This window comes from Aurantimonas coralicida DSM 14790 (genome assembly GCF_000421645.1).
In the GTDB taxonomy this organism is placed as follows: Bacteria; Pseudomonadota; Alphaproteobacteria; order Rhizobiales; family Rhizobiaceae; genus Aurantimonas; species Aurantimonas coralicida.
On sequence record NZ_ATXK01000004.1, the window covers coordinates 288,928 to 303,461 of the forward strand.

Sequence of the window (14,534 nt, forward strand, 5' to 3'; positions counted from 1 at the left end):
GCAGGTTTAGCCGCATGGATGCCGATGGCAAGGCTGACAGGCCCGAACGCTCCCTATATAGAGGCCGAATTCACAAAACGGGTTTGCCATGACTGGTATGCAGCGCTCCTCGAGCGATCTCGATGTCCGCCGCCGCAAGGCGTTGTTCCGCTCGTGGCATCGGGGCATCCGCGAGATGGACCTGGTGCTCGGCCGGTTCGCGGATGCCGAGATCGACAAGCTCACCGATGACGAGCTCACCGAGTACGAGCAGCTGATGGAAGCGCCGGATCGCGACCTGTTCCAGTGGCTGACCGGCGAAGCGCCGACGCCGCCGAATCATGACACGGCGGTGTTCCGCCGCATCCGCGACTTCTACAGCACCGGCTGGGAGGATCAGCCATGAGCCTGCCTCCGTCGCTGAAGAAGGCGATCGAGAAGGGTGCCGGTGTCGAGATCGGCAACGTCATCGACGGCTACGAGGCGTTCCTGCTCGCCGACATCGTGCGTCTGCGCGGCGGCAAGACGCCGGTGGTCTTCGTCATGCGCGACGGCAACCGGGTCGCCGCGCTGGAAGACGCGCTGCGCTTCGTCGCGCCCGACCTGCCGGTCCTGACCCTGCCGGCCTGGGACTGCCTGCCCTATGACCGCGTCGGCCCGTCGGGCGACGCGGCGGCGCGGCGCCTGTCGGCGATGACGGCGATCAATGCGCTGCGCCTGGCGCCGCACCGGGCGCTGATCCTGACGACGGCCAATGCGCTGCTGCAGAAGATGCCGCCGGCAGATGTGCTGGCCGAGGAGATGATCTCCGCCAAGGCGGGCCACCGCATCGCCATGGAAGACATCGTCCGTGCCCTGCAACGGGGCGGCTTCGAGCGGGTGGCGACCGTGCGCGAACGCGGCGAGTTCGCCGTGCGCGGCGGTATCCTCGACCTGTTCGCGCCCGGCGAGGAAGAGCCGGTGCGGCTCGACTTCTTCGGTGACACGCTGGAGACGATCCGCGCCTTCGATCCGGCCAGCCAGCGCACAATCCGGCAGCTCAAGAGCTTCGAACTGGCGCCGGTCTCCGAGGTCACGCTCCGCGAGGAGACGATCAGCCGGTTCCGCGGCAATTACGTCAAGCGCTTCGGCGCGCCGCTGCGCTCGGACGCGCTGTACTCATCGATCAGCGAGGGCAAGCGCTTCTCCGGCATGGAGCACTGGCTGCCGCTGTTCTACGAGAAACTCGACACGCTGTTCGACTATTGCGCCGGGTTCCCGATGGTCCTCGACCATCTGACGCTGGAATCGGTGGCCGAACGACGCACGACGATCGAGGACCATTACGACGCCCGCAAGCGCGGTGCCGGCGAATCCAGCGCCGAAGCCGTGCCCTACAATCCGGTCGAACCGGACGATCTCTATCTTTCGCAGGACGAACTGGCGGGCGGCATCGCCAGCAGCGACCCGATCCGCCTGTCGGCCTATGCGGCGAGCGACGCGGCCAACCACGCCGTGTTCAACATCGACATCACCCGCGGCCGCAGCTTCGCGGCCGAGCGCGCCAGCGGCGACGTCAACGTCTTCCAGGCGGCGGTCGACCACATCGGAAGGCTGCGCGCCGGCGGCAAGCGGGTCGTGCTCGCGGCCTGGACCGAGGGGTCGCGCGAGCGCCTGACCCAGGTCGTCGAAGAGCACGGGCTGGAGAACATCAAGGCCGCCGACAGCCTGAAGAAGGTCAACGAGGCGCCGAAGAACCTCGTCATGACGGCGGTGCTGGGCGTCGAGGCCGGCTTCGAGACGCCCGATCTCGCCATCGTCGGCGAGCAGGACATCCTGGGCGACCGCCTGGTGCGCCGTGGCCGCAAGAAGCGCGCCGCCAATTTCATCGCCGAGGCCTCGGGCCTCGACGAGGGCGATATCGTCGTTCATGTCGACCACGGCATCGGCCGCTTCGTCGGCCTGAAGACGATCGAGGCGGCCGGCGCGCCGCATGATTGCCTGGAGCTGCGCTACCAGGGCGACGACCGCCTTTTCCTGCCGGTCGAGAATATCGAGCTTCTGTCGCGTTATGGCGGCGAAGGCTCCGAGGCGATGCTGGACAAGCTGGGCGGCGGCGCCTGGCAGGCCCGCAAGGCCAAGCTAAAGAAGCAGCTACTGGAGATGGCCGACGGCCTGATCCGGATCGCGGCGGCCCGCCAGATGCGCGGCGCACCGCGGCTGTTGCCGCCGGAAGGGCTGTGGGACGAGTTCGCCGCCCGCTTCCCCTATGAGGAGACCGAGGACCAGCTCAACGCCATCGACGCGGTCGCCGACGATCTGGCGGCGGGCCGTCCGATGGACCGGCTGATCTGCGGTGATGTCGGCTTCGGCAAGACCGAGGTGGCGCTGCGCTCGGCCTTCATCGGCGCGATGAACGGGCTGCAGGTGGCCGTGGTGGTGCCGACGACGCTGCTGGCGCGCCAGCACTACAAGACCTTCTCCGAGCGCTTCCGCGGCCTGCCGCTGAACGTGGCGCAGGCCTCGCGGCTGGTCTCGTCGAAAGAGCTCTCGCAGACCAAGAAGGGGCTGACCGACGGAACCGTCGACATCGTCGTCGGCACCCATGCGCTCCTCGGCAAGGCGGTCGACTTCAAGAATCTCGGCCTGCTGATCATCGACGAGGAGCAGCATTTCGGCGTCAAGCACAAGGAGCGGCTGAAGGAGCTGAAGTCGGACGTCCACGTCCTGACCCTGTCGGCGACGCCGATCCCGCGCACCCTGCAGCTGGCGCTGACCGGCGTGCGGGAATTGTCGCTGATCACCACGGCGCCGGTCGACCGCATGGCGGTTCGGACCTTCGTGTCGCCCTTCGACCCGCTGGTGGTGCGCGAGACTCTGCTGCGCGAACGCTATCGCGGTGGCCAGAGCTTCTATGTGTGCCCGCGGGTCTCCGACCTCGCCGACGTGAAGGCCTTCCTCGATGCCGAGGTGCCGGAGCTAAAGGTGGCCGTCGCGCACGGCCAGATGGCGGCGACCGAGCTCGACGACATCATGAACGCCTTCTACGAGGGCCAGTACGACGTGCTGCTGTCGACGACGATCGTCGAATCGGGCCTCGACATCCCGTCGGCCAACACGATGATCGTCCACCGCGCCGACATGTTCGGCCTGTCCCAGCTCTACCAGCTGCGCGGCCGGGTCGGCCGGTCCAAGGTCCGCGCCTATGCGCTCCTGACGATCCCGGCGAACAAGACGCCGACCAAGGGCGCCGACCGTCGCCTGAAGGTGCTGCAGTCGCTCGACACGCTCGGGGCGGGCTTCCAGCTCGCGTCCCACGATCTCGACCAGCGCGGCGCCGGCAACATCCTCGGCGACGAGCAGTCCGGCCACGTCAAGGAAGTCGGCTTCGAGCTCTACCAGCAGATGCTGGAAGAGGCGGTGGCCGAGATGAAGGGCGAGGAGAGGGCCGGCGACGGCCAGTGGTCGCCGCAGATCGCACTGGGCACCTCGGTGATGATCCCCGAGAGCTACGTCCCGGACCTGCAGCTTCGCATGACGCTGTACCGGCGCATCGCCGATCTCTCGGACGCCCGCGAGATCGACGCCTTCGGCGCCGAGATGATCGACCGCTTCGGGCCGATGCCGACCGAGGTGGAGCATCTGTTGAAGGTGGTCTTCATCAAGTCGCTGTGCCGCAAGGCGAATATCGAGAAGCTCGATTCCGGGCCGAAGGGCCTGGTGGTCACCTTCCGCGACAAGAGCTTCCCCAATCCGGGCGCGCTGGTGCGCTATATTTCGGAGCAGGGCGCCTCGGCCAAGATCCGCGCCGACCAGTCGGTGGTGCTGATCCGCGACTGGCCGACACCGGAGAAGCGGCTGAACGGCGCGGCAACCATCGCCACCCAGCTCGCGCGCTTTGCCGAAGAGGGGCAGAAGAAGGCCGCCTGAGGGCGGTCTTCCCGGGGTCCTGCGCGACTCCGGCGGCGCTTCAGCCGCTGGAGATGCTACTCACAATTTTGCCGCGAGACTGTCCTTCAAGCGAGCCATGTCTCGCTTCCCCGCCTCATCGCCTCGGCTGCGGCCGGCCCGCCTTCTGGCATCCGCCGTCATGGTGGCCGCCGTCTCAGGCGCCGTGCCGGTACGGGCTCAGATGGTCGACGCCGATGCGGTAACCCTGCAGACCATCGAGGGCCGGCTCAACGAGGCCGGCGTCTGTACGTCGCTGGCATTCGATCTGAGGGTCGTTTCGGCGCTCGTCGGATTCCCGATCCCCAGCTTCATCCCCATCGACACCAATCTGCGCTGGAACCAGAGCCGCCACACCGTGACGCGCTTTGCCTCGACGCCGAACGAGGTGCGGCTGGATTTCCAGATGGGCTGTCAGCCGGGCAGCAACGGTGCCGTGCTGGAATTCATCGGCCTTGAGCCGAAGGACGTGCGGCTGGCGGATGCGGTGGCCTGTACCGGCGAACGGGCCGGGGACGGCAGCCTGGAGACCCTCGTCTGTACGCCGGAGGGGCGGATCGGCCGGTTTCTGTCGAAGACGATGATGGGGCTGTCGGCCAAGGTCGGGCGGCTGCTGCCGATGAACCTCGCGGTGCCGGTCAGCGAGGTCGTGGCGCCCTTCGGTCCGACGCGGCCGGCGGATGCGGCGACCACAGCTCCGGCCGCCGCGGATCCGCTGGCGGAGCCGGATGCACTACCGGCGGTGCCGGAGGGTCCTGTCCAGCCGCCGGCTGCTGAGACCGGCGACGCAGAGGCCGCGACGCACGACAAGGCGACCGAGACCGGGCCCCGCTGATCGCTTGACGCTCTGGCCTGCTGCCTGAGCGGCCGGCGTCGCTATTCGACGCTGGCCGGATCGCGCCAGAAGGCCGGCAGCTGATAGCCGTAGAGCGGCGTCGTCTCGGGATGCTGGATGAACTTCCAGCGTGCCAGCCATTGTTCCGGCAGATGGAACAGCGGCAGGACGTAATAGCCCGAGATCAGCAGCCGGTCGTAGGCTCGCACCGCCGTCACGAAGTCCTCGCGCGAGCGCGCCCCGACGATCTCGCCGATCATGGTGTCGAGCGCCGGATCGGCGGCGCCGGCATAGTTGAACGTGCCGGGCAGATCGCGCGACACCGAACCCCAGCGATAGACCTGTTCGGCGCCGGGCGAGAGCGACGCCGAATAGGTGGCGAGGATCATGTCGTAGTCATAGGCGTTCTTGCGCGCCTGATACTGGGCATCGTCCACCTGCCGGATGGTGGCCTGGATGCCGACCCGGTCGAGGGACCGCTTGTAGGCCAGCGCGATGCGCTCCTGTTCCGACGACTGGACGAGGATCTCGAAGGCGAGGGGCTTGCCGTCGGGGCCGATCAGCGAGCGCCCCTCGAACTGGTAGCCGGCATCGCGCAGGGCCGACACGGCCGCCTGCAGCGCCTTCCGGTCGCTGCCGCTGCCATCGGTCTGCATCGGCGCGTAGCTGCCGTCCAGGACCTCCGGATCGACCGCGTCGACATGGTCGCCGAGAAGCGTCTGCTCCTCGTCGGAGGCAGGCCTGCCGAAGCTCGACAGTTCCGAATTCTGGAAGAAGCTGCCGGTGCGCGCATAGGCGTCGTAGAAGAGGTTGTGGTTTGCCCATTCGAAATCGAACAGCATCGACAGGCCCTTGCGGACCGCGCGGTCGGCAAAGACGTCGCGGCGGGTGTTGAAGACGAAGCCGAGCATGTTGGAGGGGGCGCCGGAGGTGAAGCTCTCCAGCACCACGTCGCCTCTCGTCACCGCCGGGAAGTCATAGGCGGTGCGCCAGTGGTTCGGGTCGCCCTCGATATAGATGTGGGAGAGCCCCTTCTTGAAGGCCTCGAACTGGGCGTTGGCGTCGCGGAAATACTCGATCGCGATGGTCTCGTAATTGTCGAAGCCCTGCTTCACCGGCAGGTCCTTGCCCCAATAGGCGGGGTTCTTGCGGTAGACGATGCGCTGGCCCGGCTCGACCGTGTCGATCACGTAGGGCCCGGAGCCGATCACCGGCTCCAGCGTCGTCTGCTCGAAGGTGTCGCGGTCGAAGGCGTGTTCGGGCAGGACCGGCAGGCCCGAGATCAGCATCGGCGTCTCGCGGTCGGCCGTGTCGTCGAAGGTGAAGCGGACGCCGTTCTCGCCGACTTTCTCTATCTCCACGGCCGGCCGCAGCCAGTTGGCGTACATCGGGCGGCCGTGCTCGCGCAGCATCTCGACGGTGAAGAGAACGTCCTCCGGGCGCACGGGCTTGCCGTCCGAGAAGGTCGCTTCGGGATTGAGCTGGAACTCGACGAAGCTGCGCGCGTCGTCGGTCTCGATGGTCTCGGCCAGGAGGCCGTACATGGTGAAGGGCTCGTCCATGGAGCGCTGCATCAGCGGCTCGAAGACGAGATTGCCGAACTGCTTGTCGAACCACAGGCCGCGGGCCGTGGTCAGCGCGCCGCGCACGATGACGGGGTTCAGATTGTCGAAGGTGCCGAAGACGCCGTAGCGCATGGTCCCGCCCTGCGGCGCGTCCGGATTGGCGTAGGGCAGATGGTCGAAATCCGCCGGCAAGGTCGGTTCGCCCTGCATGGCGATGGCATGGGCCGGTTCGGCGACGGCCGGTGACGCGGCGCCGAGCGCGACCGCGACGCAGAACGGGGCGAGAAGCGCGCTGAGGCCTGTGGCGGCAGAAATGATCCGCATACGGTTCGATCGACTCCTGGAGTTCTGTAGGGCCGCGATTCTAGCGGGAAAGCATCAGCTTGCCTACCGGCGGGACGCGCGGCTCATTCGGCCGGGAGTCTTCAAACTGCCGTATTTGCGAAAGAGGTCGGGCCTCGTTAAGGAACGCATGTTTCCGCACCATTCATGCCGAAAGGAATTGAGGCCTGTGACGCACCGTCTGATGAACGCCACCACCGGGATGCTCGCCGCCGGGCTGCTCGGATTTGCGACGCTCGGCGCCGGCGTATCCGGCGCGATCGCCCAAACCGCCGCTCCTTCGGGGGCCGCCCCCGCTGCCGGGCAGCGTCCGCAAGCCGTACCCGCCGAATGGTTCAAGGTCTGCTCGACCCAGGGCGAGAACGAGATCTGCAACACGCAGTACACGCTGATCGCCGACACGCGGCAGCTGATCACCGCCGTCAACCTGATCAACGTCAAGGGCAAGGTGAACCAGAAGGTTCTCCAGGCCGTGGTGCCGACCGGCCGGGTGATCCCCGCCGGCGTGCAGGTGAAGGTCGACGACAAGGCGCCGCAGACGCTGAACTATTCGGTCTGCTTCCAGGACCGCTGCATCGCCGAGGCCGAGCTGACCGATGCGATGGTCGCCTCGATGAAGGCCGGCAAGCAGATGAACGTCACCTCGATCAACTTCCAGCGCCAGGCCAATCCGGTTCCGATCACGCTGTCTGGCTTCACGGATGCCTATGACGGCGCGCCGAAGGCCCAGCCGGAACTGGCCCAGCGCCAGCAGGAGCTCAACGAGGCCCTGCAGAAGCAGGCCGAGGAGCGCCGCAAGAAGTTCGAGGAAGCGCAGAACGCGGCCAAGAGCGGCGCCGCCGCCCAGTAAGGCTCTCGCGACCTTCCCCAGACATGCGGACGGCGGCCCCAGGGCCGCCGTCTTGCGTTTGACCTCAGTGTCGGCACCGCTGCTGCCGGATGCTCCGACCAACAGGCCCGACGGGCATCAGTTCCGGTGGGCGCCCTTCAGCTGATAGGCGCCGTCGACCGGGCCATCGAACAATTCGCTGATCTGCGGATGCCGCACCGGGGTGCCGCTCTCGTCGGGCAGGAGGTTCTGCTCCGAGACATAGGCGATGTATTCGCTCTCGGCGTTCTCCGCGAACAGGTGGTAGAAGGGCTGGTCCTTGCGCGGCCGCACGTCGGCGGGAATGGATTCGTACCACTCGTCGCTGTTGTCGAATTCCGGATCGACGTCGAAGATCACGCCGCGAAACGGAAATACGCGGTGCTTGACGACCTGTCCGATAAAGAAGCGAGCAGTTTGCATAGACGTGAAGTCTCCCTTAAGGCACGGGAAATAGCCAATCTGACCGGTGCAGCGCAAGCGCGCAGGTCCGGCCGAGACGAACGTCCCCGCATGTTTTCCAGTTTCACTGCCAGGCCGAGACCGTGATCGAGATCATCGGGCTCATCTCGCCATTCTTCGTCCTGATCGGCCTCGGCTTCGGGGCGGGACGAATCGTCGACAGGCCGCTCGAAGGCCTCGCCTGGCTGAATGTCTTCGTCATCTACATTGCGCTACCGGCGCTGTTCTTCCAGCTTCTCGCACGCACGCCTGTCGAGAAACTGGCCAGCGTCGGCTTCATCGCCGCGACGACCCTCGCGACCTTCGTCATCTTCGTCGTCGGCTTCGTCTTGGCGCTGATGCGGTCCCGCGCCGACATTCCGGTCGCCACCATTCAGGGGCTGGCGGGCGCCTATGGCAATATCGGCTATATGGGACCAGGGATCGCGATGGCGGCCTTCGGTCCGGCCGCCGCCGTGCCGGTGGCGTTGATCTTCTGCTTCGACAACATCCTGCATTTCGTCATGGCGCCGTTGATGATGGCGGTCGGCGGCGACCGCAGCCGGCCGACCAGCGTCGTGGCGCGGGAGGTGCTCGTGAAGATCTTCACCCACCCGTTCATCCTGGCGACGATCGTCGGCGTCGCGGCGGCCATCGTGCAGTTTCGCCCGCCCGAGCCGATCGAACGGCTGCTGGAGCTTCTGGCCAATGCCGCCGCGCCCTGCGCGCTCTTCGCCATGGGCGTGACCCTGGCGCTGCGTCCGCTGAAGCGCGTTCCCATGGAACTGAGCACGATCGTGCCGATGAAGCTCCTGGTGCAGCCCGTGGTTGCCTGGCTGCTCCTCGGCGTCTTCGGCGATTTCGACCCGATCTGGGTCCAGACGGCGATCCTTCTCGCCTGCCTGCCGACTGCCACCAACGTCTTCGTCATGGCGCAGCAATACGGGGCCTGGGTCGAGCGCGCCTCGGCCACGGTGCTGGTGACCACCGTCCTGTCGGTGGGGACGGTGACGCTGCTGCTGTTTCTCCTGTCCTCAGGTCTCGTGCCGACCGATCCGTTCCCGCAGTGAACGGGGAATGCCGGTCAGGCCTGCGCCGGGGCTGAGACCCTCGCGCATGGCGAACTGGCGCAGGAGCGGCAGGGCGCGCATGGCGCCGAGCCCGACCGAGCGGGCCATCTGGCTGGGCAGGAAATCGGCCAGCAGCGAGCGGTTGAGAAGATCGACGCCGATGGTGCGCGAGCGCACGTCCGAGCGCCGCGAGGCGTCGTAGCGCAGGAGCGTGACCCGCGCGCCGGGATCGTCGCGGCTCTCGCAGGCCAGCCGCACGATGTCCTCGCAATCGCGCAGCCCGAGATTGAGCCCCTGCGCACCGATCGGCGGAAACACATGGGCGGCTTCCCCGACCAGGGCCAGCCGGTCGCCGGTGAAGCGGTCCACCGAGGCGCCTGAGAGCGGGAAGCGCTGGATCGGCTCCTCCACCGTGACCTCGCCGAGGATCGACTGCATCCGGTCCTCGATCATCCGCGACAGCTTGTCGGGCGCAAGTTCGGCGTAGAGCTCGGCAAGCTTCGGCTCCTCCACCCAGACGAGCGACGAGTGCCGGCCCGGCAGCGGCACCTGGGTGAACGGACCGGAGCGGGTATGGAATTCCGTCGAGATCGACCGATGGTCGATACGGTGGCCGAAATTCAGGACGATGGCGCTTTGCGGGTAGGACCATTCGCGCAGGCCGATGCCGGCGGCTTCGCGCATTGGCGAGCGACGGCCATCGGCGGCAACGACGAGATCGACGGCCAGGCTACTGCCGTCGGCCAGTTCGACGACGGCGCGCTCGCCCTCGATGCGGTAGCTGCGCGCGGTCGTGTCGCGACGCTCGAGTTGCTGCGCGTCCGCCGCCTGCGCCTTCAGCGCGGCCAGGAGATCGCTGTTGAGAACGTTGTAGCCGAAGGCCGACAGACCGATCTCGCTGGCGCGGAACTCGACGGTCGGCGCGCGCAGAAGCCGGCGGGTGTCGTCGATCAGGCGCATCACGGCGAGCGGCTCGGCCTTGCTGCCGAGCGCGTCGAAGATGCCGAGATCGGACAGGAAGGCGACCGAGCGGCCGATCAGCGCCGTGCTGCGCCGGTCCGCCGGTGCGTCCGGCGCGACCAGCACCGTGTCGAAGCCGGCTCTTGCCAGGGCGAGCGCGGTGGCGGTGCCGGCCAGTCCACCGCCGATGACGGCTATCTCTCTACGTTCCATGCCTGCGGTCCAGATCCGTGCCAGATGCGGCCAAAAACCGCCGATCGAGGCCGTTGTCGTTCGTTTCGCTTGGAATTCGCACATACGCCCGTTACAGCGGATGACAATGGCCGCGTGCTGCGGCACGCCGCCATGCGACGAATCGATCCGGACATTTGATGGCAGACGCAGTCAGAAATATCGACAAGTGGCGCGCTTTCGGCGTGCATCTCCTGACCGCCAGCGGCGCCTTCCTGGCGTTCATGTCGCTGATCGCCGCCGGGGAGGGGCGCTGGGTGGCCATGTTCGGCTGGTTGGGCCTGGCGCTGTTCGTCGACGGCATCGACGGGCCGATGGCGCGCAAGATCGAGATCAAGCGGATCCTGCCGAACTGGTCCGGCGACGTGCTTGACGCCGTCATCGACTATGCGACCTTCGTGATGATCCCCGCGGTCGGCCTCTATCTGTCCGGCCTGATCGGCGAGCCCTGGTCGGGCGTCGCGGCCGCGCTCATCGTGATCTCCAGCGCGATCTACTACGCCGACACGCGCATGAAGACGAAGGCCAATTACTTCCGGGGCTTCCCCGTCGCGTGGAACATGGTGGTCTTCACCTTCTTCGCGGTGCAGCCGAGTCAGGCGGTCGCCTTCGGCTTCGTCGTCCTGTGTACCGTGGCGACGTTCCTGCCCATCCAGTTCCTGCACCCGGTGCGCGTCGTGCGGCTGCGCCTCGTCAATCTGTCGATCTTCGCGGTCTGGTCGGTGCTGGGCCTGATCGCCCTGTTCAACAATTTCGACAGTCCGGAATGGGTGCGCTGGGGACTTGTGCTCAGCGGCCTCTATCTGTTCGCCATCGGCGGCGTCGTCCAGCTTCTGGATCGCAGACGCCGCTGAGCGAACGCATCAGGGAGACAGGGATGAGCAAGGCTATCATGGTCCACGAGGTGGGCGGACCGGACGTGATGAAGTGGGAGGAACACGATCCCGGCCAGCCGGGTGAGGGCGAGGTCCGGGTCCGGCAGACGGCCGCGGGCGTCAACTTCATCGACGTCTATTTCCGGACCGGCGTCTACAAGGCGCCGCAGATGCCCTTCGCTCTCGGCAAGGAAGGCGCCGGCGTCGTTACCGCCATCGGGCCCGGCACGGACAGGTTCAAGGTCGGCGACCGCATCGCCTATAACGGCGTTGCCGGCAGCTATGCTGAAGAGGTCGTGGTCGCGGCGGACAAGGCGGTGAAGATCCCCGACACGATCGACGACCACACCGCGGCGGCGATCATGCTGAAGGGCATGACGGCGGAATATCTCCTGCGCCGGACGTTCAAGGTCGGACCGGAGACGGTGCTGCTGTTCCATGCCGCCGCCGGCGGGGTCGGCCTGATCGCCGGCCAGTGGGCCAAGCATCTGGGCGCGACGGTGATCGGTACCGCCGGGTCGCCGGAGAAATGCGAGCGGGCGCTGCAGAACGGCTACGACCACGTCATCAACTACCGCGACGCCGATTTCGTCGAGAAGGTCCGCGAGATCACCGACGGCCGCAAATGCGACGTGGTGTACGATTCCGTCGGCAAGGACACGTTTCCCGGCAGTCTCGACTGCCTGAAGGCGCGCGGCCTGTGGGTGAGCTTCGGCCAGTCCTCGGGCAACGTCCCGCCGTTCGACATCGGGATCCTGAACCAGAAGGGGTCGCTCTTCGCCACGCGCCCGAGCCTGTTCGGCTACAACACCAGCCGCGACGAGCTCGACGCCTCGGCGAAGGCGCTGTTCGACGTGGTCGGTTCGGGTGCGGTGAAGATCACCATCGGCCAGACCTATCCGGTCGCCGAAGCCGCCCAGGCGCATCGCGATCTGGAAGCGCGCAAGACCACCGGCGCGACCATCCTGACGATGTAACGGGCGCGGGGCCCTTCCGCCGGTCGGTTCAGGCCGGCGGGGGCGCTCAGGACATCAGGTCGCGTCGCCGAGAATGATGGCGCGCGCCTCGGCGTATTTCCTGAGGCGGCGTTCGTCGTCGTCGGTCACCGTACCCAAGCGGGTCCGGTCGGAATTGTCGGCCAGATCCGCCAGCTTGACGGTGCGCGCCAGATCATTGTCCCGGGCGCGGCGGACGGCGTCGAAATAATCCTCGTCTTCGCGGTGCGTGAGTGCGTCGACGGCATTCACGACGGCGTCCGAAAATCCTTCCTGGCGCAGCCCCTCCAGAGTCCAGTCGCTGTCCTCCACGACGTCGTGAAGGAGCGCGACGATCCTGGCCTCGTGGCCGGTGACCGCGTCACAGACCCGCAGCGGATGGGTGATGTAATCGGCGCCGGCCTTGTCGACCTGCCCAGCATGGGCACTCTCGGCAATGGCGCGGGCCCGCTCGATCGTTGCCATGGGGAAACTCTCCACGACTGCCGCGGGGCGCGGCAGGTCTCGTTGCTGCAAAGAAAAAGGCAGTTGGAAAGGGGGGAGGACCCCTTCCAACTGCCTTACTGCAATCAGCGGCGCGGGAAGATTTGGGAGGGAGAACGTGCCGCCGATATCTGACCAATGCACGCGAACCGATTCCGATCCTTCACCAGGCCCGACTTTTTGTAGCTGACTATGGTTTCATCCTCAATGCCGGGCGTTCCGACGGTTCGCGACGAGCGTTGCGATGACCATGCCGGCCAGCATCATCGGCAGGAAGACCAGCGTTCCCGGCGCGCCGAGGACCAGTGCAGTCCAGGCCGGACCCGGACAGAAACCGCCGATGCCCCAGCCAATGCCGAAGATCGCCGCTCCGACGACGAGATTGCGATCGATGTCGCTCCGTGTCGGAAGCTGGAACTCCGAGAGGAGATAGGGGTGGCCGCGCGGCAGGACGATCCGGTAGCCGATGAAGGTGGTCAGCGCGGCGCCGCCCATGACGAAGGCGAGGCTCGGATCCCAGGTGCCTGCGACATCGAGGAAGTTCAGGACCTTGGCGGGGTCGGACATGCCGGCGACGATGAGGCCGACGCCGAAGAGCAGGCCTGCGAGAAAGCCGAAGAGAGGGCGCATGATGATCCTCCTCAAACGAGGTGACGCAGGACGAAGACCGTCCCGGCAGCGAAGGCCATGAAGGTGGCGACGGCGACCAGCGAGCGGCCCGACAGGCGGGCCAGCCCGCAGACGCCGTGGCCGCTGGTGCAGCCCGAACCCATGACGGTGCCGTAGCCGACCAGGAGGCCGGCAATGCCCATGGCGACGAGGCTCGACGGCACGGTCTGGGCGACGGGTTCCCCGCTGACCACGAAGACGAGCAGGGGGGCGGCGACGAGGCCGAGAATGAAGGCCAGCCGCCAGATCCAGTCCTCCCGGCGACCGGGAAGCGCCCCTGCGGTGATCCCGGCAATGCCGGCGATGCGTCCGAACAGCGCCATGACCATCACGGCGGACAGGCCGATCAGGACGCCGCCGGCGAGCGACGCGAAGGGCGTATAGGGGGTGATGGTCTCGAGCGGCACGGATCGGCTCCTCAGGTTGGGTGGCGTGGGGGCCGGGAAGCGGTCAGGCGAGAAAGGCCAGTCCGCTCTTCACCAGCATGTAGATGGCGACCAGCATGATGAGGCCGGCGAAGGCGATATCGAGCGCGCCTTTGCGGCCGGACAGCCAGCGCGCGATGTAGGCACCGGCGACGCCGCCGGCGAGGCCGCCCGCGATGAAGACCAGCGCCAGCGGCCAGTCGACATAGCCGGACAGGGCGTAGTTCAGCGCCGTGGTCAGTCCGAAGGCGGTGATCGCGACAAGCGACGTGCCGATGGCGTTCAGCATCGTCATGCCCGTCGCGGCGACGAGGCTCGGCACGATCAGGAAGCCGCCGCCGATCCCGAAGAAGCCGGAAAACGCCCCCGTTCCGGCGCCATAGCCGACAACCTTCGGTGCGTTCTGCCGGTTGCACTCGATGTCGTGGTCACCGCCATGGCCGCGGTGGCGGAACATCATGACGCCGACCCCGATCATCAGAAGGGCGAAGGCGAAGAGCAGCTGCTCGCCATCGATCAGCTTGCCGAGGGTTGATCCGGCAAGCGCCCCGACGATGCCTGCCGCGCTGTAGACGAAGGCGCAGCGCCATTTCACATGGCCGAGCCGGGCATGGGTGACGAGATTGCCGGCGGCGTTCGCGGCCACGGCAAAGGCGCTGGTTCCGATCGCCATGTGGGCGCCGGGCACGCCGACGAGATAGACCATCAGGGGGACCGCGAGGATCGACCCGCCACCGCCGAACAGCCCGAGCGACAGCCCGACCAGCGAACCGGAGAAGGCGCCGAGGAGATACTGGACGAGGGTGAGGGTCATGGCGAAGGGCTCGATGGGCGCGGGGGCCGCGCGGGCGCTGGCAGGCGGTGATCAT

The 14,534-nt window shown here is 67.0% G+C and carries 14 protein-coding genes; 7 read left to right on the forward strand and 7 right to left on the reverse strand.

What is annotated here, in order from left to right; translation table 11 throughout:
* The first annotated feature begins 88 nt into the window (after positions 1 to 88).
* The 3 genes from H536_RS0111845 (at position 89) to H536_RS0111855 (ending at position 4,741) form a co-directional block, all read left to right on the forward strand.
* Complete coding sequence (locus H536_RS0111845) at positions 89 to 385, forward strand: FAD assembly factor SdhE (RefSeq protein ID WP_024350672.1); 297 nt, start codon at positions 89 to 91, stop codon at positions 383 to 385.
* Positions 382 to 3,888: a transcription-repair coupling factor gene (mfd, locus tag H536_RS0111850; RefSeq protein ID WP_024350673.1), complete on the forward strand. Its 3,507-nt coding sequence runs from the start codon at positions 382 to 384 to the stop codon at positions 3,886 to 3,888. The genes H536_RS0111845 and mfd overlap by 4 nt, the downstream gene beginning before the upstream one ends.
* Before the next feature lie 202 nt (positions 3,889 to 4,090).
* Positions 4,091 to 4,741, forward strand: a complete 651-nt coding sequence (locus H536_RS0111855) for a hypothetical protein (RefSeq protein WP_060576898.1) — start codon at positions 4,091 to 4,093, stop codon at positions 4,739 to 4,741.
* 41 nt (positions 4,742 to 4,782) lie between these two features.
* Here H536_RS0111855 and H536_RS0111860 read toward each other — a convergent pair whose 3' ends face one another.
* The gene (locus H536_RS0111860; protein ID WP_024350675.1) at positions 4,783 to 6,630 is read right to left on the reverse strand and encodes an extracellular solute-binding protein; all 1,848 of its coding nucleotides are present in this window, start codon (positions 6,628 to 6,630) and stop codon (positions 4,783 to 4,785) included.
* Positions 6,631 to 6,817: 187 nt separating this feature from the next.
* Between H536_RS0111860 and H536_RS0111865 the strand changes: the two genes are divergently transcribed.
* Positions 6,818 to 7,498 (forward strand): invasion associated locus B family protein, encoded by a 681-nt coding sequence (locus tag H536_RS0111865; RefSeq protein ID WP_228240552.1) that lies wholly within the window; start codon positions 6,818 to 6,820, stop codon positions 7,496 to 7,498.
* 117 nt (positions 7,499 to 7,615) lie between these two features.
* Here the strand turns inward: H536_RS0111865 and hspQ are convergent, their stop codons facing one another.
* On the reverse strand, positions 7,616 to 7,939 hold the full coding sequence (gene hspQ / locus H536_RS0111870; RefSeq protein WP_009209558.1) for a heat shock protein HspQ: 324 nt from the start codon (positions 7,937 to 7,939) through the stop codon (positions 7,616 to 7,618).
* A 122-nt stretch (positions 7,940 to 8,061) separates the two neighbouring features.
* Between hspQ and H536_RS0111875 the strand changes: the two genes are divergently transcribed.
* The gene (locus H536_RS0111875; RefSeq protein WP_024350677.1) at positions 8,062 to 9,027 is read left to right on the forward strand and encodes an AEC family transporter; all 966 of its coding nucleotides are present in this window, start codon (positions 8,062 to 8,064) and stop codon (positions 9,025 to 9,027) included.
* Here the strand turns inward: H536_RS0111875 and H536_RS0111880 are convergent.
* A complete protein-coding gene (locus H536_RS0111880; RefSeq protein ID WP_024350678.1) occupies positions 8,992 to 10,200 on the reverse strand; it encodes a UbiH/UbiF family hydroxylase in 1,209 nt (402 codons plus the stop codon). The genes H536_RS0111875 and H536_RS0111880 overlap by 36 nt on opposite strands.
* Before the next feature lie 158 nt (positions 10,201 to 10,358).
* On the opposite strand from H536_RS0111880, the gene pcsA reads away from it, so the two are divergent.
* Positions 10,359 to 11,072, forward strand: a complete 714-nt coding sequence (gene pcsA / locus H536_RS0111885; RefSeq protein ID WP_024350679.1) for a phosphatidylcholine synthase — start codon at positions 10,359 to 10,361, stop codon at positions 11,070 to 11,072.
* A gap of 23 nt (positions 11,073 to 11,095) precedes the next feature.
* Positions 11,096 to 12,070, forward strand: a complete 975-nt coding sequence (locus H536_RS0111890; RefSeq protein ID WP_024350680.1) for a quinone oxidoreductase family protein — start codon at positions 11,096 to 11,098, stop codon at positions 12,068 to 12,070.
* A gap of 54 nt (positions 12,071 to 12,124) precedes the next feature.
* Here H536_RS0111890 and H536_RS0111895 read toward each other — a convergent pair whose 3' ends face one another.
* The 4 genes from H536_RS0111895 to H536_RS0111910 all read right to left on the reverse strand — a co-directional run bounded on the left by H536_RS0111895 (position 12,125) and on the right by H536_RS0111910 (position 14,479).
* Positions 12,125 to 12,553 carry an HD domain-containing protein gene (locus H536_RS0111895; RefSeq protein WP_024350681.1) on the reverse strand — a complete coding sequence of 143 codons (429 nt, stop codon included), beginning with the start codon at positions 12,551 to 12,553 and terminating at the stop codon, positions 12,125 to 12,127.
* Between the two features lie 222 nt (positions 12,554 to 12,775).
* Positions 12,776 to 13,201 (reverse strand): DUF6691 family protein, encoded by a 426-nt coding sequence (locus H536_RS0111900; protein WP_024350682.1) that lies wholly within the window; start codon positions 13,199 to 13,201, stop codon positions 12,776 to 12,778.
* 11 nt (positions 13,202 to 13,212) lie between these two features.
* Positions 13,213 to 13,647, reverse strand: a complete 435-nt coding sequence (locus tag H536_RS0111905; protein WP_024350683.1) for a YeeE/YedE family protein — start codon at positions 13,645 to 13,647, stop codon at positions 13,213 to 13,215.
* Between the two features lie 43 nt (positions 13,648 to 13,690).
* The gene (locus H536_RS0111910) at positions 13,691 to 14,479 is read right to left on the reverse strand and encodes a sulfite exporter TauE/SafE family protein (RefSeq protein WP_024350684.1); all 789 of its coding nucleotides are present in this window, start codon (positions 14,477 to 14,479) and stop codon (positions 13,691 to 13,693) included.
* Positions 14,480 to 14,534 lie beyond the last annotated feature (55 nt).

Coding starts and splice junctions, on each gene's coding strand:
- mfd (WP_024350673.1), top strand. CDS start 382: ATGAGCCTGCCTCCGTCGCTGAAGAAGGCGATCGAGAAGGGTGCCGGT.
- H536_RS0111855 (WP_060576898.1), top strand. CDS start 4,091: ATGGTCGACGCCGATGCGGTAACCCTGCAGACCATCGAGGGCCGGCTC.
- H536_RS0111845 (WP_024350672.1), top strand. CDS start 89: ATGACTGGTATGCAGCGCTCCTCGAGCGATCTCGATGTCCGCCGCCGC.
- H536_RS0111860 (WP_024350675.1), bottom strand. CDS start 6,630: ATGCGGATCATTTCTGCCGCCACAGGCCTCAGCGCGCTTCTCGCCCCG.
- H536_RS0111910 (WP_024350684.1), bottom strand. CDS start 14,479: ATGACCCTCACCCTCGTCCAGTATCTCCTCGGCGCCTTCTCCGGTTCG.
- H536_RS0111900 (WP_024350682.1), bottom strand. CDS start 13,201: ATGCGCCCTCTCTTCGGCTTTCTCGCAGGCCTGCTCTTCGGCGTCGGC.
- H536_RS0111895 (WP_024350681.1), bottom strand. CDS start 12,553: ATGGCAACGATCGAGCGGGCCCGCGCCATTGCCGAGAGTGCCCATGCT.
- hspQ (WP_009209558.1), bottom strand. CDS start 7,939: ATGCAAACTGCTCGCTTCTTTATCGGACAGGTCGTCAAGCACCGCGTA.
- H536_RS0111890 (WP_024350680.1), top strand. CDS start 11,096: ATGAGCAAGGCTATCATGGTCCACGAGGTGGGCGGACCGGACGTGATG.
- H536_RS0111880 (WP_024350678.1), bottom strand. CDS start 10,200: ATGGAACGTAGAGAGATAGCCGTCATCGGCGGTGGACTGGCCGGCACC.
- pcsA (WP_024350679.1), top strand. CDS start 10,359: ATGGCAGACGCAGTCAGAAATATCGACAAGTGGCGCGCTTTCGGCGTG.